Here is a 15,359-nt window from a genome sequence, read left to right on the forward strand (position 1 = left end):
AACTCGATGTAGTAATGATATTGCTCTCTCTTATCTACGTCAAATGGTGGTGGGGGGTCAGCCCGCCTCCTGGTCCTCACGCCGAGCCCGCACCTGCTCCACCGCAGCCGCGATCGGCAGCTCAGCGGCCAGCTCCGCCGACAACGCGGCGTCCGTCGCCAGCCCGTTGACCCGCCGCCAATACCCCTCCGTCGTGGTGGGGGAGGCGTGCCCGACCTTCCGCTGCACCTCATGCAGCGGCTTGCCCTTGGTCAGCAGCCGCGTGATGCCGGACGTGCGCAGGACATGGGCGTGCAACCGCTCCGGGTTGGCGACGCCGGCATGCTTGGCCACCCGCTTCAGGATGGGCGGCACATGGTGACGCCGCAGCGGCTCGCCCGCGTCGCTCAGCACCAGCGGCCCGGACGTGCGCCCGTCCAGGTACAGCATGACCGCGTCGGCTACAGCCGGGTCGAGCGGCTCGTGCCGCTCCTTGCTGCCCTTGACACCGGCACGCAGCACCAGGCGGCCCTCCTGGACGCCGAGGTTCTCCGCCCGCGCGTTGCACACCTCGCTGACGCGCAGCATCGACACGTACATGAGCAGCACCACCACGACGTCCCGCAGAGAGCACTCCGCCGCCGCCTCGATCATGCGGGCCAGCTCGCCGTGCTCCCGCGCCGCCGTCACCCCATCCTTCGCGTACCGGGGCCGCTCCACATCGATCATGAAGTTGTGCGGGATCAGCTTCCGCCTCTGGCATAGGTGCTGGTAGAACGCCGACAGCGACGCCAGCCGCCGCGCCCTGGTCTTGGCCGACAGCGGCTTGCCGTACCGGCCGGCCATGTCCCGCATCGCGTCGGCGTAGGCGCTCGCCACGTCGAGATTGACCGCGAGCAGATTGATCGGCGCGTCGTCCATGCCGACGCCGTGGCGGTCGCGCAGCCACTCCACGAACGCCCGCAGGTCCGAGCCGTAATTGATGCGGGTGTTCTCCGAGTCGATCGTGTTCAGCCACGTCGCCACCAGGCCGGCCGACTCCGAGCCCTCACCGACCGCGCGCAACACAGACGTGCGCACCGCCTTGTCCTCGGTCAGTTCGGCCCGCTCCTCGTCGGTGAGCCACCGCCGGATACCGGCCCGCGGGCGCTCGACGGCGGGAGCCGCCGCCGGCGCCGGCAGACCGTCGTACGAGTCGGTCACCTGCCGTCCCCCTGGTCCCATTCCCTCATCAGCTCGTGCGCGTAGCCGTAGCCGTCCCAGTTGTCCACGCCGGCGGCTTGCAGCGCGGAGAGGAGCGTGCAGTCGTCCTCCATCGCGTCGATCCGGCCCTTGAGCCGGTCGATCTCGGCGAGCAGGGCAGCGCGCTCCTGCTCGGCGACGTCGGTGACGTCGACCTGGGCGAACGTGCTCAGCTCGTAGGCGTCGGTGACGCGGCCCATCGCGACGACGCGGGCGTAGACGCGGCCCTCCTCCCGGACGACGGCCAGCCCTGCGACCTCGGTCCCGTTAGAGATCGGCAGGAAGAACCGCTCGACGGCCAGCGCGCCGGGCAGGGTTTCGGGCACGTTGCTGTCGCGCCCGTGAGCTTCCGCCCAGGCGTCCCTCTCCGCGTGCTGCTGCGCGTCGGCCAGGCCGTAGTGCTCGCCGAGAAAATAGCCGAGACGGTGGGGCATGCCCGGGATGAGCTTGCGGAGGACGAACACCGGCTCCGGGCGGTCCGCCGGCACGACGAAACGCAGGATCACGTAGCGGCCGTCGCGGTGCTTCCACAGGCCCGGCTGGGTTTCGGCCCACCCGCCGCCAGCCGGAGCCGGCGACGGGGCGGGGTGGTTGTGCGGCCGGCTCATCGGCCGTCCTGGGCGGAGTCGAGGGTGGGGGCGGCGCTTTCCAGCATCGTGGCGACGAGCTGCGCGGACAGCTTGCCGACACGGTCGAGGACGACGTACTGGCCGCAGACGGTGTTGGACCTCATGGTCTTCTTCTCGTCGCCGGGCGACGCGAAGAACGAGTCCACGGGGTGGACCGTGGCCGCGCCCGTGTCCGGGCGGACGAACACGCGGGCGCGGCCCGGCGCCGGGTACTCCTTCCAGCCCTGCTCAGGCAGCGCCTCGACGTCCCACTGCGGGTGCAGGTTCACGTGCCGTGCCAGCCCGTCGAACGGCGTGACGCTCAGCATCGTGAGGGTGCTGCTGCACCGGGCGGCCTCCAGCAGCTCCCCTTCGGTCAGCCGGTCCGGGTTGCGGCCCTTGACCGTCAGCTCGGCGTGGGCGGCGGCGGCCATCCACCGCAGCAGCTCGGCGTAGCCCGCCGCGCACTCCTCCTGGTGGACCCAAAGGCTGTGCAGCTTGGCGCGTTCCTTCACGCCGAACGGCGCGCACCGCTCGCCCTCGCCGGGCGGGATGACGCCGCCGCAGTGCTCGCAGTAGGCCCGGAGCCGGTTGGCGTTCTTCGTGGTCACTGACCTGCCTCCTTCATCGTTGTGTCGTCTTGGATCGTCAGGGCGGCCACATCGACGCCGCACTCGGTCAGCGCCGAGACGGCGGCGTCGGCCGCGACCGCCGCCGCGTAGGGGACGTCGAGCTGCCCCTGCTCGGCGGCGTGGGCGCGCAGATGCTGGCTGATCCGCTCGTGCAGGAGTTGCTGCGGGGTGAGGTCGCCGCCGGTGCGGCGCGTCCACTCGGCGGACAGCCGCATGGACGGCCCGCGCTCGGGCAGGGCCGGCGGGTCGTCGCGACGGCCCCGGGTGATGAGCAGCAGCCCCCAGGAGGAGCGCGCCAGGAGAGGCCGCCAGTAGACCGGCCGCTCCACCTCGGGGGAGCCCCACGCGGCGGCGAGCCGCGCGAGGCTACGGATGGGCAGGCGGCTCATCCGATCACGCCGTCGAACGTGTTGAGGCTCCAGCCCAGATCGCGGACGTGCTGGTGCCAGTCGTCGGCGTGGATGAGGTCCGTCGCCCAGTCCTGATAGGCGTCGATGGTGCGGCGCTTCTCCAGGCCGGACAGGGCGTGGGCGAGCGCGAGCACGGTCGCGTCGTGCTGCGCCGCGAGGGCCTCCCAGGTGCGGCGGGCCGTGTCGAGGTCGTCCTGCGCCTGGGGGCGGGCCGGGTCGTCGTCGGCGAGGGCGGCGAGGCGCTCCCTGCGCTCCTTGACCTGGCGGGTGGCGGTGATCGCGTCTCGGCTGACGGTCCGCGCGTGCTGGAGCAGGGCGGCGAGGACGGGGTTATCGGTCATGAGGGTTCTCTCTTTCTCGTGATGCGGTTCCTGGCCGGACGCGGTGTTAGCCGACGTACTTCGTCAGCGCGGCCTGGTAGGAGGCGCGGGCGTCCTCCTCGTACAGGTGGACGTCGTACAGGTAGTCGGTGTCTTCGCCGCCGCCGTCGATCGGGTGCTCGGCGCCGATCACCAGCCACAGGCTGGTCGCGCCGCCGGGCAGCGTGTAGTCGTGGCGGACCAGCTCGGCCACGCCGGGCCAGCCCTCCGACGCCGTCATTTTGAGGTTGCGCGGGTGGTCCGGCGGCGTGGCGGCCTTCTCCAGCCGGTGCGCGACGTGCGCGGTGGCTTCGCGCAGCGGGTGCCACACGTCGCGGGAGAACGTCTTGCCGGACCGGGCGATCATGCCGATCGCGTGCTCGGCGGCGAGGGACAGGCAGCGCGGCCGCTCCTCGTCCCAGCGGGTGTAGATCGCCCGGGACAGAGAGCCGTCGTCCCAGATCTGCCAGTCGGAGGCGACGTGCACCGGCCGCAGCCCCCGCTCGTAGGTGATCTCGGTGCGGCGGGGGACGCTGAGCGGCTTGTGGATGTCCAGCCAGTCAAGGCGGGCGCGGACGCCGCCGGCGTTGGCCGCGGCCCAGACGTGTTGCCGGTACTCCTCCAGGTCGGGGCGGAGCCGTAGGTAGGTGGTGATGAGGAACCGGCCGGGCTCGTCCGGCAGGGCGTCGCCGGTCACGGTCGTCGCGGTCGTCGCGGTCATGGTGTGCGCCTTCCTTGGTGGGCGTCAGGTGCCAGGAGGCTCGGCGGGGGAGCGTGTCCGGCTCGCCCCGCCGAGCCGGTTCACTGCTCTATCTCCGCCAGGATTTCGGGCTTCCAAGCGTCGATGTCCACGCTTTCGAGAAGTTCCGCAACGGTGGCGAGCTTGGCGAGCCAGTCGTCGATGCGAGCCTCCTGGGAGGCGGGGAAAGCGGTATCGGGCCGGCCGGGCAAGCCGACGTCGCGGATCAGGCGGATGAGTTCGGCGGCCTTGGCCGCGCGGGAGCGGACGCTCTTCATCTCGACGCCGGCGCGCTCCATGATCCGCCACGCGATCATGCGTTCGTTGTAGTCCTCCGCCAGTTCGCCCGGACGGGGCCGGGGCTTGCGGACGGGCTCGGCCGGACGGGGGCGGGTGGCGGTGGCGTGGGTGGCGGTCATGGAACGGCGTCCTCCAAGGGTCGAAACCAAGATCCAACGGTCTCCATAATACAGGTTATGGAGAGGGATAGGTAGTGGACTGAGCAATGTCCCGCACCTATGTGTTCAACCACTGGACATGTCGGGGTGCTGGTAAGAATCGCGCCGCACGGCCCAAAGCAGCGCTGCGTAACCGGGAGCCCCCGGACCGCTTGACATAAAAGCAGTTAGCGAGCAGCGCGACCTGCGGAAACGCCCGGTCCAGCGTTATCGAGCGGCTGCGCGCCTGACTCATCCCCGAACGTCCGGACCGAAACCGGCCCTCGGCGGGTGGCACGGTCGCACGCCGTGACCTGGGGCGATGCCGCTCGTTTGGGCCGCGTGGCGCGATTCTTACCAGCGGGCCAAGACCGCCGCCGCGACATCGTCCGCAAGACCAAAGACGGCCTCGAAGCCGCCCGCCGCCGAGGCCGCGTCGGCGGCCGCCGCCCCGTGGTCGACGACGACAAACGCGCCGCCATCCTCGCCCGCCGCCAGCGTGGCGAATCCATCCGCACCATCGCCGCCGGCGTCAAGGTCTCCATCGGCGTCGTCCACAAGACCCTCGCAGACGCCAAGGATTCGTAGGCCGCCCCGGCAGCAAACCCCAACCCCGACAACCCGCCCGCCGCTCATCCGGTGACGTACGCCGGGCGGCCGGCGGGCACGCGGCTACGTCCGGCCGGTCAGGTCTCGCCAGACTTGACGCACCTCGGCGGACACCCCGCGCTTGCTCTCCAGGGGGGTCCCGCCGTTGCTCGGCGTGAGCCGGATGAAGTACTCCCCGCCCTCGCTCATCAGCTCCAGCTCGGCCGCTCCCACCGTGGCGAAGTCGACCACGCGCGGCCGAGGCGACCGGCACCCGTACGGGTCCCACTTCAAGCTCTCGACCGCCATCATGGGGCTCTCCTCGGACCTCTCACGCCTGGCGCCCATGGACCAACGGTAAAACCATGGCCCGACCTGCGGAAGCGAATTTGGAGCGCCCGCGTCCGATCAAGCCGACCCCGGACTTGCCCGCCGCATTCATCACGAACCGCAATCGTGATCACTCACACAGCTACTTTGGGGCTGGGGTCAGCTTCGGGAGCAGGACGCCGAATCGGGAGGGGCGCCGGTCGTTTCAAAGGGGTTCGCGTCGCGCCGCCTGCAGCTGCCCGGGCCGCTACGCGGAGCCGCAGATCGGGCAGTGCGGGCCGCACCCGCCGATGCAGTAGACCGGTGCGGGCTCGGGGAAACGGCGCCGGCCGCGGGCGCGCACCGTGACCGTCACCATCTCGCCGAGACGAGACGCCGAATGCTCGATGGCCGGCAGGTCATATCCGGCGTCGCTCGCTTCCTGGCGCAGCTTCCGCTTCAACTCGCCCAGCATGGCGACCCTCATGTCGGCGTCGGCGAAGGCAGCCGATCCGACACGGACCCGCTGCCAGAACTCCGGGGATCGCACCTGGGAGTCGTTGACAGGCATGGCGCCGCCTTTCTTCAGGTTCGAGTGCCGGGCACGGTGATGCCGACCGAGACGCGCTTTCCGCGCTCGCGTCTTCCGTGCTCACGCCGTCAACGGTAGGCCAGCAGGAGTTGCCGCGCCATCGACTCCCGCCTGGTCGACCAGGCGGGAGTCGCAGATCGGGCAGTGCGGGCCGCACCCGCCGGTGGCCAGGCCCGTGCAGTAGAGGGTGCAGACGTCACCGGTCGGCAGGCGGACCATCTGCGGGAGGGCGGCAGGGCGCGGGGTCCGCGGCGCGTCTTTGCGGCGTCGGCCGTGCGCGACCATCGTGACGATCACGAGCGGGTCGGCCAGGCCGGTGGTGTAGCCCGGGTAGTAAAGCCGGTCGTGGCCATCGGCTACGGCCTGGTCGCGGATGGCCTGCCTCATCGTCTCCAGCAGGACGGCGCGGGCGGCGTCGTCCTCCCAGTAGGCGCGGGCGACCTGGCGCGTCACCAGGTATTCGCGCAGTCGTGCAGCCACCTGGCCACTCCCCTACTCGTCCGTCTTTCGGGGTGCGGGCCTGCGGGCCGCGCACCGCAGGCCAGTGTAGGGCGGGCGCACCGTGGCCGAAGGACGAGCGTCGCCGCCGCGGCGGTCTCGAGCTGGCGACGCGAACCCGGAGTTTGCGTCGCGGCGGCCGCAGCTCGCCGACGGACGACGCGGGTCGAGGGCGCGGCGCTCCGCCGTCCCGTTCACCTGCGCCGCTTAGATGATGACCATGAGACATCTTGTGCATCTACGCAGGTCCTACCTGGCGGCGGCAGGGCGGGCCGCTGCGGCGGTCGCCGGCTGCCTCCTCGTGGCCGCTGGCGCCACCGCGTCGGCGGCGGCCTCGACGCCGCCGCAGGTGACGGTGTCGCGGCTGGTGGCGGTGCGCGGCGACGAGATCCGGGTCGGGCTCGGCTACCGGTGCTCGTCCTGGCGTGACGTGGCGATCGCGGTGTCGGCGTCCAACCGGGAGGGGCGGCACGTGATCGGGCTGGTGGGGCCGCTGCGCTGCGACCCGCGCCAGGTCCTGCCGACGTCGGTGGGCGCGCTCGGCGCGCGGTGGGCGGCCGGTGAGCGGGCGACGGCGACGGCGGCGCTGCTGGATTACGCGACGAGCGGCATGGTCGTGTCCCGCTCGTACGAGCTGGTCGTGAGGTAGCGGTGCGACGGTTTGTGTTGCGGCTGCTGCGCAGCATGGGCGTGGTGACCGACTCGCTGGTCCCGGCCGGGGACCGGGTGGAGGCGCTGTCGGCGACGTCGATTCCGGGCGGGCTGCGGCTGCAGGTGGCGCTGTGGTGTGCGGTCCCGCGTGACGTGGTGCTGTCGGCGATGGTGGACGGCACGGTCGGGACGTTGTACGCGCCGGTGTACGCCCGGCACGACGGGGAGGGCCGCCAGGTCGAGGATCTCGTCTACCGGGGGCGCGGCTACCAGCCCGGGGAGGAGGTCGTGGTGAGCGCGTTCGTCGGGCTCGGCAGGAACGCGGCGCCGCTGGCTTTCTCGACGACGACCGTGAGGGTGCAGTGAGGGGCGGGCTGATGCTGGTGGCCGGTGCCGCCCTGGGCGTGATGGCGGGGTGCGCGGCGGCGCCGGACGCGGGCGTGGTGGTGTCTCGCCGGTACGAGCCGCCGGAGTGGGCTCGCCTGGTGTGCACGTCGTGGACGCCGGCCGGGACGTGCAAGGAGTGGGCTGCGGGCCAGAGCCCGGAGCGGTGGCTGCTGGAGTTGCGCGGTGAGGGCGGCGTGGAGGGGGCTCTGCGGGTGCCGCGCGCGGTGTGGGACGTGTGCGGGCGGGGCGAGAGCTTCCCGAAGTGCGGAGTCCCCAAGATCTAGGTTCGCGTCGTCCGCCGCGGCGTCGAGCTCGACGCTACGCAAACCGTTCGGGTTCGCGTAGCGCGCTCGAGTACGCCGCGGTGGACGACGCGGGAAAAGCTGGGCCCGTCCCCTCCTACTCCGGGGGACGGGCCCACCGCTTAGGTGCGGGGCGTTGTAGCGCCCTGTTCACTCTGTGAGCCGCCTCCTACCCGAATTCGTGGCGCTGAGATGGCCGGAGACGACCTAACTCGGCATGGCCGGATAGACGGGATGGGGGCGGGAGGGCGGCGCTGAGAAGCGCTGTCAGGCGTTCGCGGGTTGTTCACCAGCCGCGCGGCCGGAAAGGGTCCGGGATGACGCCGTGCAGGACGTCCCTGACGATGGTGGCGACGTCCCGCGCGCCTTCCCTGGTGGCGGGTGCGTAGATGGACGTCAGGGGGGCGCCGGGCCGGTTGACCGTCAGCTCCCAGCCGCTGTCCAGGAAGATCGACACCGCGAGCCCTGTCGTACGGTCCGGCCCCCAGGCGCGGACGCCGGGGATCGGCGCGACCGCCACGCCTGCCCGGACCTCGCACGCCGTGGTGGTGAGGCCGGCGTCGGTGAACGCGTCGGCGAGGTGCCGAAGCAACGCGTTCACCTCGTCGACGCTCCGCTCAGGCTTCGGCCGGTCGTACCTGCTGGTGACGGTGTCGGCCGCGTACGAGGCGAGGCCGGCTATCGCGATGTCGAGGTCGTGGCCGTGCCGTTCCGCCGTGGCGGCGAGGTCGTCGAGCAGGCGGGCCGCCTCCAGGACCACGGTGGTCCCGTGCAGGCCGGTGCAGGCGTTGCAGGCGCGGCGGACGCTTTCGAGAGCGAACTCGCTGGGGGCGGCGGCGTCCCGGTGGTCGAGCTGGTGGTCGAGGCCGGCGAGCTGGTAGGCGCGCAGGTAGTGGAGCGCGGCGACCACGCCGGGCCTCTGATCCTCCGGGGGCAGGTCGTCCCAGGCCGGGAGTCCGGTGTTTTCGTGGGCGATCCGCTGCCGCGCGGCGGCCAGGCGGACGGCCTGCTCGTACTCGGCGCGGTCGTTGAACGGAGGGCCGGGCCGGTCCTGCTGCGGCATCGCTCATACCTCTCGGGTTTCGTCGGGTGTCTCGTCGGTGGTGGCGCCGAGCCGGCGGGCGCGCTGCTGGGCCGCTTGGGGGCTGTCGAGGCCCAGCGCGTCGGCGATCTCGCGCCAGGTGAGCCCGGCCGCGCGGGCTCGTATGAGGATGTTGGTCTCCAGGCCGTCGAGGTCGCGGCGGGCCGGCCCGACCTGGCGGAGCGCGTCGCTCCAGTCCTGCCGGGTCGGGTCGGGGGCGTCCTCCCTCGCCCGGGGGGACAGGATGTCGCCGAGCAGCGTGTATGGGGAGGTGCGGGGCGAGTTGTCAGGCTGGGAGGCCCATCGCTGGGCGTGCTCGTCGCCGTAGCGGGTCATGAGCCGGAGCTGCGCGTCGCGGGCGGCGCGGACGCGTTCCCGGATCGCGTGCTCGATGGTGCGGGGGTTGTCGGCTGTCGTCATGCCACCCACCGCACACCTTCAACGCGCCGTTGTCAACGCGCTGTTGAACATCGGTATGGGTGGCGGGCCGCTTTCGGACCCTCCCACCTACTTGCGAGAAGCATGGTTCCCGGAAGTTACCGCCACGTACAAGGGTCAGCGAACCCCAGAAACGCCACGACCGCCGCCCAGCGCTGTCCAGCACGCCGCCGGTACGACAGGTGGGCGGCCAGGGCAGGCGGGCGGGAAACCTGACGAGGTTCGCGTCGCGCGCCGGCGAGCTGCAGGCGGCGCGACGCGGGCCTGGGTGCTACGTGGTTGAGCAGCCGGGGCAGACGCCCGCGCAGGCGCTGTCGTACGTGACCGCCATCAGGAGCCGCTGCCGCCGGGCACCGGCAGGCTGGGGAGCTTGCGGCCGTACCCGTCGTACACCTGGTCGCCGTTGGCGAGGGCGTAGAACCGCGACTCGACGCCGGGCTGCGGCGAGTAGAAGCGCGGCCGGGGAACCCAGCCCTCCGCGTCCAGGTCGGCTTTGATCTCGTCGCTCGTCGCGCCGCCGTACACGACGAGTTCGGGCTGTTGCGCGTCCTGGTCCCAGCAGACGATGCGGCGGCCGTTGCCGTACAGGACGTGCTCGACGTCCCGGATCGGCGGCACCCGCACGGTCACGTGGGTCATGACCTCGTCGTAGTAGGTGTCGGCGTCGGCGTCGGCGATCTCGGCGTACACGTGGTCGGGGACACTCATCACGAGCGGGCCGAGGGTCGCCAGCTCGGCCGCCTCCGCGAGGACGGCGCTGTCGGTGTGGGCGTCGGCCAGGTCCCGCGCCAGCAGTTGGCAGCGGGCGGCCAGATTGCCGGAGAACATCGTCAGCCGGGCGAGCATCTCCCCCCAGCATTGGGGGTCGTTCGCGCCGGCCAGGTAGGCGGCGGTGATCGCGCTGATCGCGTGCCGTAGGTCGTCGTCCACCACGCCGTTCAGCTTCATGAGGCGGAGGGCGGCGGGGGCCTGGTCCTCGGAGGTGTCGGAAGTCATGCCGGTCACGGTAGCGGCGGCGGCCGGGGCGGGCGCGGGGTTCGCGTCGTCCGCCGTGGTGGAGGCCTCGACGCGACGCGGGGCCGGCAGAGGGGTTGGTGCCCCTGCTGCCGGCCCCGCGCTGGTGTCGGCCCCGGTCCTTAGTCGTAGTCGTACGAGTAGCCGGACGATCCGCTGTTCTCCAGGTGGTCGTCGTAGTGGGGGCCGTAGTCCCCCGACGACACGTCGTCCCAGCAGTCCATCGAGCAGACGGTCTCGCCGTCCGCCGACTGCCACACCCCGTCTCGCGGGGATTGGCGGCGGCAGTTCGCGCAGTGCTCCCTGGGCGGGCATCCGGACGGGATCGCCACGGTCAGTCCTCCTTAGCTTCCCGGACGGCCTGCTTGGCCATCGCGATCAGCTCGGGCGTGCTGGGCAGCGGCGGCTGGCACTCGGGCTTCAGCAGCGTCCCGAAAGCCATGAAGTCGGCGACCTGCTGGCCCTCGCAGTACACGGCGTACTCGCCGCGATGGCTCGGGGTGCCGATGCCCAGGTGGTCGATCTCGTAGGTGCGGCTGTCGTCGCCCTCGTACTGGGCGACGGTCTCGGACGTGCTCATGGTGGCTCCGTTTCTGTTTCGCGGTTTCGCGTCGTGCGGACGTCGGCCTCGGCCGACGCTACGCGGACTCTTGGTCGGTGGAGAGGGCGATCAGGATCAGCGCTGTCTCCAGGCACACCTCCGCGTCCCACTCGTCGAACCCCAGGCTGGTGGCCAGCGCGCCCGCCGACCCGGGCAGCGGCATCTGGGGGAAGCGCTCGCCGTGGAAGACCATCACGTCTCCGGCGCCGTGCCGGGCGGCGTACTTCTGCAGAGCCGCCGCGTACGCCGCTGCGTCACGGTCGCCGGCGTACTCCTCGACCTCGATGGGCGCCGCGAGCCGGGCCCGCCAGGCGGGCGGGAGGAGCAGCGCCGCTCGCGCGTGCCCGGAGGCTCGCTCCCACCCGGCGCGCATGGACGGGTCGGCGGCGGCCTGGGCGGGGTCGCTGTGCGCGTCGGCCAGCGCCGCCTGGGCGGCGATGAGCAGCTCGGCGACCTCGACGGCGGTCGCGACCATGTCGGCCGCTTTCCGCAGGTGGCCGGCGGCGATGTGGCCGCGCTGCTCGTCGGCCGCGCCGACCAGGAGGGTGGACAGGTGCCGGGCCGCGTCGTGGATGTCGCGGACTAGCGGGTCGGTGGTGTTGGCCATGTGGTCTCTCGTCCTTTCAGGCGATGTCAGGTGCGGCCCCCGGGTTCGCGTCGTGCGCCGCGGCGTTCTCGAGCTCGCGACGCGGGCGGCCCCTTGTGGGGTGGTGTTGTGCCACGGTCGTGCAACGGTCGTTCAACCCGGGGGCCCCGGCCCCGGGTGCGGGTGTCCGGGGCCCCTGCGGGTCAGCCGTTCTTGGCTGTGTCGGCCACCATGAGCAGGATCAGCGCGTCGATGGGGCGGCCGTCCTTGGCGGCGTTCTGGGCGGCGGTGTCGGCGGCGGCGGCGTACTGCTCGTCGGTGACGTGCTGCTTCGGGGTGCGGCGGGCGGTCATGCGCGGCCTCGCCGGACGCGGCGCTCGGCGCGCTCGGCCGTCTGCGTGTAGGCGTCGGCGATCTCGTCGCCTTGCTCGCCCTTGCCGGACCACTTGCTGGCGACGGAGCGGGCGCTCTTGGCCATCTGCTTGTTGGCTTCGATCTCTGCCGGGGTGAGTTTCCTGCCGAATCCGAGGGCCATGGCGGTGTGTCCTTTCTGCCGGGTGTCAGGTGTGTTGCGGTCCCAGGCGGGCCTGGGCTGTGCACGCCGCCCGGGTGGCGGCGTGGGTCTGGGAATGGCGGGGGCCGCCGGTCAGCGGGTTGCTGGCCGGCGGCCCTGGGTGTTACATGCCGGGACGAACTGCGCCGTTGAACTTGCTGCGGACCCAGCCGTGGATGGACTCCTTGCGGACGGGCCGGCCCTTGCCGGGGGCGTGGACCCAGCGTCCGCCGCCGACGTAGATGCCGACGTGGCCGTAGCCGTAGAGGAGCATGAGGTCGCCGGGCTTGAGGTTGCGCCAGGAGACCTTGGTGCGGACGGCGCGGTACTGGCCTGCCGCGTTGTGGGGGAGTTTGACTCCGGCGCGGCGCCACACGTACATGGTGAGGCCGGAGCAGTCGAAGCTGTGCGGGCCTGCGCCACCCCACCTGTAGGGGTCGCCGACCTGGCCGTTGGCCCATCGCACTGCTGTCGCTGCGCGGACTGCCTGCGCTTGTGCGGCGTAGGCGGCGGGCGCGTTGACGGCGATGGTGCCTGCGGTGGCCAGGGTGGTGAGCATGGCTGCGCGCAGCATTCTGCGGTTGATCATTTGCTCTCCTCCGAGGGTGAGCGTGGGGTGTCAGGTGCGTGTGGAGCGGGCCCCCGCCCGCCTCACATCTTTATGATAGCACGCTATCTTAAGGATGCAAGTGGTTGGGGGCCCGCAAGAGCACTACTCAAGACGAGAGCCGCAGTCATCTGCCGGTCAGCAGCTCCCGGACCTCCATCTCCCGGTAGCGGCGGTGGCCGCCCAGCGTGCGGATGCTGGACAGCCGGCCCGCCTTCGCCCACCGGGTCACCGTCTTCGGATCGACCCGGAACATCGTGGCGACCTCCGCCGGAGTCAGCAGAGGCTCCGGCTCGAACCCGCCAGGCGCCGCAGCCGCCGCGGTCGTCGTCGTAGCCATGATTGGTTCCCTTTCTCGTGATGGTGTGTGGTCAGGCGGAGAGCCCGGCTCGGGCGAGCTGTTCGATCGCTTCGAGCTCCCCGCCGGTCAGCGAAGCCCAGCCATGCGCGGCCAGCAGCCGCACATAGGCCGGGTCGAACCCGGGCCTGGCCTCCCACTCGTCGAGAGCCAGAACCCCGGTCGCCAGATCAGCGGACCTCTGCGCCGCCGCCTGGACGTCGATGCGGGACAGCCACCAGGTGGCGATCGTCCCCGGGATGTGGCCGGCGTCCGGCAGCCGATGCCACGGGTTGATGTCGGTCTCGATGGCGAACACCCACCAGCGGTGCCCGGTCCCGCCGACGCCGGGAGGGCGGGAGCACGCGTCGTCGCGCACCTCCGAGCTGAGCAGCTCCGCCTTCTTAACCGGCACGTCCAGGTGGCGGCATGTCAGCATCGCAACCGTCTTCGGCACGCCGGACGTGTCGAGGTGGCCGCCGGGCAGGATGTACTCCCCCACCGGGTCGTCACGGCGCGAGACCGCGATCCGGTCCTGGTGCTGGTGATGGATGATCGCGGCCGCCATGTGGTGGTCACAGCGCGGCTCGGCCAGCCGCTTGACCCGCCGGGCGCTCATCGGATGGCCTCGGCGACCTCGCGGCACGCCGTCGAGCAGTAGACGGCGTCGTGGCCGGGGCGCAGGGACCCGACCCTGGCGAGCGCCGCCATCCCGCACCCGGCCCGCCGGCACACGTCGGGCTCCCGGTACGGCAGCATCCGGTATCCGGCGTCCCGCATCTCCCGCCACAGCGCGTCAGCGGCGGACGGGTTACGGATACCCAGCTCAGCGAGTGCGGCACGAGCGACGACCGTGCCGACCGCCGGTGACATCGCGGTGAACGCGTAGCGGACCCGCTGCGGCAGCTCGTCGTCCTCCAGCGTCGACGCCGGCAGGCACGTGTTCCGCCAGGCCGGAAGGGCGATCGCGCTGCCCGGCTGTTCGAACAGCCGGGCGATCAGGTCGTCGGGGATCTCAGTCGAGCGCGTCACCAGCTCGAACCGCTCACCGAAGAACTCGGACGGGATGCCGGTGACGGTCCTGGTCAGTTGCAGGTTGCGGAGGCGGCGCTGGTGGGGCGGGCGGGCGTCCACCTCCATCTGGATCTTGACGGGCAGCGTGTACACGTACACGTCCACGGTGCTCGTTTCCGACCAGACCGTCTTGACCTTGAGGGTGCGGCCGGTCAGTCCCGGGTAGTTGTCGGCCCAGACGCTGCCCACCGGGATGCGGTCGTGGAGCGGCTGCGTCATCGTCGGCCCCCGTTCCGGCTGACCCGGGAGGCGGCGACGAGCTGCATCATCTCGTCCGCGATGAACTCCGAGCAGTAAGCCGTCTCGCCGGGGGTGTGGTCTCTCCAGGGGAGCCCGTCACGCGGGCAGGTGTCAGGTGCGGTGTAGTTCACGGTCTGTTCTGCCTTTCTGCTCCTATACGGTCAGGGCCCGCCCCCAGGGCAGGGGCGGGCCAGTGGTGCTAGTGCGGGCGGCGCATGCGCGAGCCGAGCCTGTTCTCGTCCTTCTTGTCGCTGGTCTGGCCGCCGCCGGGCGCGTCGTAGACGCGCTGGTAGGTGGTCTGGCCGACCCTGAAGACGTCGGCGGGCGTGGTCTTGCTGCTGTTCTGCTGTGGCATCCTGGGTTCTCCTCCATTGGTGAGGTGACCCCAGGGGCGCCGGCGTCCTGTCAAGATCAGGTGCCCCTGGGGCTTCATGCTGTCTACGGGGGTGCGAGGCCAGGCGGGGCCCCGGTCTCCCCGCTCCGTCGTCCATCCGCCAGGACAAACCGGGGATGGACGAGGGAGCGCGAAGACGGGACGGCCTGAGTCAGCGCCGGTCCTCCCGCGGGCCGTTCTCGAAACGCAGCGCTCGGGCGGCCCGGCTGCCCAGCTCGGCCTGGTCGAGCTGCTCGCGGGCGTCGTGTTGCAGCCCCGGGTGCGCCGAGACCTTCGCCGTGTGCTTGGCCAGCGTGTGCTGGGCGACGTGCTGCTCAAGAGCGCGCCCCTCGTCGGTGATGGCCCACTCCGGTCGGCCGGAGCCGTCGCGGCTTCTCCATGTCGTGGCCACGGGGTAGCCCCCTCTCCTTCTTCTCTCGTCCTGCGGGTGTCGGTGTCAGGTGCGGGTGGTGCTTGTCGAGCCCGGCGGTGGTGTCAGCGCCGGTCCAGCTTCGGGTAGCTCTCCATGCGGAGGGCCTTGGCGACGCGGGATCCCAGCTCCGTCTCGTCGCACGCCTCGCGGTAGTCGCGCTGCGTCGCCGGGTCGCGCGCGATCTTCGCGACGTTCTTGGTCAGGTTGTGGGCGGCGACGTGCTGGTCGAGCGCGACGCCCTCGGAGGTGCTGGGCAGGGTTGGGTCTCGTCTGGCCACAGTGAGTGTCC

General features: G+C 71.6%; 29 protein-coding genes. 4 read left to right on the top strand and 25 right to left on the bottom strand.

Annotated elements, in window-relative coordinates:
- Positions 1–57 precede the first annotated feature (57 nt).
- The 7 genes from ACFFR3_RS45730 to ACFFR3_RS45760 form a co-directional block, all read right to left on the bottom strand.
- Positions 58–1,182 (bottom strand): tyrosine-type recombinase/integrase, encoded by a 1,125-nt coding sequence (locus ACFFR3_RS45730; protein ID WP_379485192.1) that lies wholly within the window; start codon positions 1,180–1,182, stop codon positions 58–60.
- Positions 1,179–1,829 (bottom strand): hypothetical protein, encoded by a 651-nt coding sequence (locus ACFFR3_RS45735; RefSeq protein WP_379485193.1) that lies wholly within the window; start codon positions 1,827–1,829, stop codon positions 1,179–1,181. Before ACFFR3_RS45735 ends, ACFFR3_RS45730 begins: the two co-directional genes overlap by 4 nt.
- Complete coding sequence (locus ACFFR3_RS45740; RefSeq protein ID WP_379485194.1) at positions 1,826–2,440, bottom strand: hypothetical protein; 615 nt, start codon at positions 2,438–2,440, stop codon at positions 1,826–1,828. The genes ACFFR3_RS45735 and ACFFR3_RS45740 overlap by 4 nt, the downstream gene beginning before the upstream one ends.
- Positions 2,437–2,850 (bottom strand): hypothetical protein, encoded by a 414-nt coding sequence (locus ACFFR3_RS45745; protein ID WP_379485195.1) that lies wholly within the window; start codon positions 2,848–2,850, stop codon positions 2,437–2,439. The genes ACFFR3_RS45740 and ACFFR3_RS45745 overlap by 4 nt, the downstream gene beginning before the upstream one ends.
- The gene (locus ACFFR3_RS45750) at positions 2,847–3,212 is read right to left on the bottom strand and encodes a hypothetical protein (RefSeq protein ID WP_379485196.1); all 366 of its coding nucleotides are present in this window, start codon (positions 3,210–3,212) and stop codon (positions 2,847–2,849) included. The genes ACFFR3_RS45745 and ACFFR3_RS45750 overlap by 4 nt, the downstream gene beginning before the upstream one ends.
- 46 nt (positions 3,213–3,258) lie before the next feature.
- Positions 3,259–3,951, bottom strand: a complete 693-nt coding sequence (locus tag ACFFR3_RS45755; RefSeq protein WP_379485197.1) for a hypothetical protein — start codon at positions 3,949–3,951, stop codon at positions 3,259–3,261.
- Between the two features lie 80 nt (positions 3,952–4,031).
- Entirely contained in the window at positions 4,032–4,388 is a 357-nt protein-coding gene (locus tag ACFFR3_RS45760) for a hypothetical protein (RefSeq protein ID WP_379485198.1), read from the bottom strand.
- 327 nt (positions 4,389–4,715) lie between these two features.
- On the opposite strand from ACFFR3_RS45760, the gene ACFFR3_RS45765 reads away from it, so the two are divergent.
- Positions 4,716–4,994, top strand: a complete 279-nt coding sequence (locus ACFFR3_RS45765) for a hypothetical protein (RefSeq protein ID WP_379485199.1) — start codon at positions 4,716–4,718, stop codon at positions 4,992–4,994.
- Positions 4,995–5,078: 84 nt separating this feature from the next.
- Here the strand turns inward: ACFFR3_RS45765 and ACFFR3_RS45770 are convergent, their stop codons facing one another.
- The 3 genes from ACFFR3_RS45770 to ACFFR3_RS45780 all read right to left on the bottom strand — a co-directional run bounded on the left by ACFFR3_RS45770 (position 5,079) and on the right by ACFFR3_RS45780 (position 6,375).
- Positions 5,079–5,342: a hypothetical protein gene (locus tag ACFFR3_RS45770; protein ID WP_379485200.1), complete on the bottom strand. Its 264-nt coding sequence runs from the start codon at positions 5,340–5,342 to the stop codon at positions 5,079–5,081.
- 229 nt (positions 5,343–5,571) lie between these two features.
- Entirely contained in the window at positions 5,572–5,874 is a 303-nt protein-coding gene (locus tag ACFFR3_RS45775; RefSeq protein ID WP_345410245.1) for a hypothetical protein, read from the bottom strand.
- Between the two features lie 81 nt (positions 5,875–5,955).
- Positions 5,956–6,375, bottom strand: a complete 420-nt coding sequence (locus ACFFR3_RS45780; protein WP_345410243.1) for a hypothetical protein — start codon at positions 6,373–6,375, stop codon at positions 5,956–5,958.
- A 238-nt stretch (positions 6,376–6,613) separates the two neighbouring features.
- Here ACFFR3_RS45780 and ACFFR3_RS45785 point away from each other — a divergent pair, with 238 nt between their 5' ends.
- The 3 genes from ACFFR3_RS45785 to ACFFR3_RS45795 are packed head-to-tail and all read left to right on the top strand — an operon-like array spanning position 6,614 to position 7,715.
- Complete coding sequence (locus ACFFR3_RS45785; protein ID WP_345410241.1) at positions 6,614–7,042, top strand: hypothetical protein; 429 nt, start codon at positions 6,614–6,616, stop codon at positions 7,040–7,042.
- A 2-nt stretch (positions 7,043–7,044) separates the two neighbouring features.
- A complete protein-coding gene (locus ACFFR3_RS45790; RefSeq protein WP_345410239.1) occupies positions 7,045–7,410 on the top strand; it encodes a hypothetical protein in 366 nt (121 codons plus the stop codon).
- Between the two features lie 11 nt (positions 7,411–7,421).
- Positions 7,422–7,715 carry a hypothetical protein gene (locus ACFFR3_RS45795; protein ID WP_345410237.1) on the top strand — a complete coding sequence of 98 codons (294 nt, stop codon included), beginning with the start codon at positions 7,422–7,424 and terminating at the stop codon, positions 7,713–7,715.
- 304 nt (positions 7,716–8,019) lie between these two features.
- Here ACFFR3_RS45795 and ACFFR3_RS45800 read toward each other — a convergent pair whose 3' ends face one another.
- The 15 genes from ACFFR3_RS45800 to ACFFR3_RS45870 form a co-directional block, all read right to left on the bottom strand.
- Positions 8,020–8,796, bottom strand: a complete 777-nt coding sequence (locus ACFFR3_RS45800; protein WP_379485201.1) for a hypothetical protein — start codon at positions 8,794–8,796, stop codon at positions 8,020–8,022.
- Between the two features lie 3 nt (positions 8,797–8,799).
- Positions 8,800–9,234 carry a hypothetical protein gene (locus ACFFR3_RS45805; RefSeq protein ID WP_379485202.1) on the bottom strand — a complete coding sequence of 145 codons (435 nt, stop codon included), beginning with the start codon at positions 9,232–9,234 and terminating at the stop codon, positions 8,800–8,802.
- Between the two features lie 348 nt (positions 9,235–9,582).
- Positions 9,583–10,248: a hypothetical protein gene (locus ACFFR3_RS45810; RefSeq protein WP_379485203.1), complete on the bottom strand. Its 666-nt coding sequence runs from the start codon at positions 10,246–10,248 to the stop codon at positions 9,583–9,585.
- 140 nt (positions 10,249–10,388) lie between these two features.
- On the bottom strand, positions 10,389–10,598 hold the full coding sequence (locus tag ACFFR3_RS45815; RefSeq protein ID WP_379485204.1) for a hypothetical protein: 210 nt from the start codon (positions 10,596–10,598) through the stop codon (positions 10,389–10,391).
- A gap of 2 nt (positions 10,599–10,600) precedes the next feature.
- A complete protein-coding gene (locus tag ACFFR3_RS45820) occupies positions 10,601–10,846 on the bottom strand; it encodes a hypothetical protein (RefSeq protein WP_345410231.1) in 246 nt (81 codons plus the stop codon).
- A gap of 58 nt (positions 10,847–10,904) precedes the next feature.
- Positions 10,905–11,474, bottom strand: a complete 570-nt coding sequence (locus ACFFR3_RS45825) for a hypothetical protein (protein ID WP_345410229.1) — start codon at positions 11,472–11,474, stop codon at positions 10,905–10,907.
- 182 nt (positions 11,475–11,656) lie between these two features.
- Complete coding sequence (locus ACFFR3_RS45830; protein WP_345410227.1) at positions 11,657–11,806, bottom strand: hypothetical protein; 150 nt, start codon at positions 11,804–11,806, stop codon at positions 11,657–11,659.
- Positions 11,803–11,988, bottom strand: a complete 186-nt coding sequence (locus tag ACFFR3_RS45835; protein WP_345410225.1) for a hypothetical protein — start codon at positions 11,986–11,988, stop codon at positions 11,803–11,805. Before ACFFR3_RS45835 ends, ACFFR3_RS45830 begins: the two co-directional genes overlap by 4 nt.
- Positions 11,989–12,130: 142 nt before the next feature.
- Entirely contained in the window at positions 12,131–12,595 is a 465-nt protein-coding gene (locus ACFFR3_RS45840; RefSeq protein ID WP_379485205.1) for a C40 family peptidase, read from the bottom strand.
- 145 nt (positions 12,596–12,740) lie between these two features.
- A complete protein-coding gene (locus ACFFR3_RS45845) occupies positions 12,741–12,953 on the bottom strand; it encodes a BldC family transcriptional regulator (protein WP_345410221.1) in 213 nt (70 codons plus the stop codon).
- A 31-nt stretch (positions 12,954–12,984) separates the two neighbouring features.
- Positions 12,985–13,569, bottom strand: coding sequence for a hypothetical protein (locus ACFFR3_RS45850; protein ID WP_345410219.1), 585 nt, complete (start codon positions 13,567–13,569; stop codon positions 12,985–12,987).
- Positions 13,566–14,243, bottom strand: coding sequence for a hypothetical protein (locus tag ACFFR3_RS45855; RefSeq protein WP_345410217.1), 678 nt, complete (start codon positions 14,241–14,243; stop codon positions 13,566–13,568). The genes ACFFR3_RS45850 and ACFFR3_RS45855 overlap by 4 nt, the downstream gene beginning before the upstream one ends.
- Positions 14,244–14,463: 220 nt before the next feature.
- Positions 14,464–14,619, bottom strand: a complete 156-nt coding sequence (locus ACFFR3_RS45860) for a hypothetical protein (RefSeq protein WP_345410215.1) — start codon at positions 14,617–14,619, stop codon at positions 14,464–14,466.
- 190 nt (positions 14,620–14,809) lie between these two features.
- Positions 14,810–15,049 carry a hypothetical protein gene (locus ACFFR3_RS45865; protein ID WP_345410213.1) on the bottom strand — a complete coding sequence of 80 codons (240 nt, stop codon included), beginning with the start codon at positions 15,047–15,049 and terminating at the stop codon, positions 14,810–14,812.
- A gap of 83 nt (positions 15,050–15,132) precedes the next feature.
- Positions 15,133–15,348 carry a hypothetical protein gene (locus ACFFR3_RS45870; RefSeq protein ID WP_345410211.1) on the bottom strand — a complete coding sequence of 72 codons (216 nt, stop codon included), beginning with the start codon at positions 15,346–15,348 and terminating at the stop codon, positions 15,133–15,135.
- Positions 15,349–15,359 lie beyond the last annotated feature (11 nt).

The organism is Nonomuraea salmonea (assembly GCF_042428605.1).
In the GTDB taxonomy this organism is placed as follows: Bacteria; Actinomycetota; Actinomycetes; order Streptosporangiales; family Streptosporangiaceae; genus Nonomuraea; species Nonomuraea salmonea.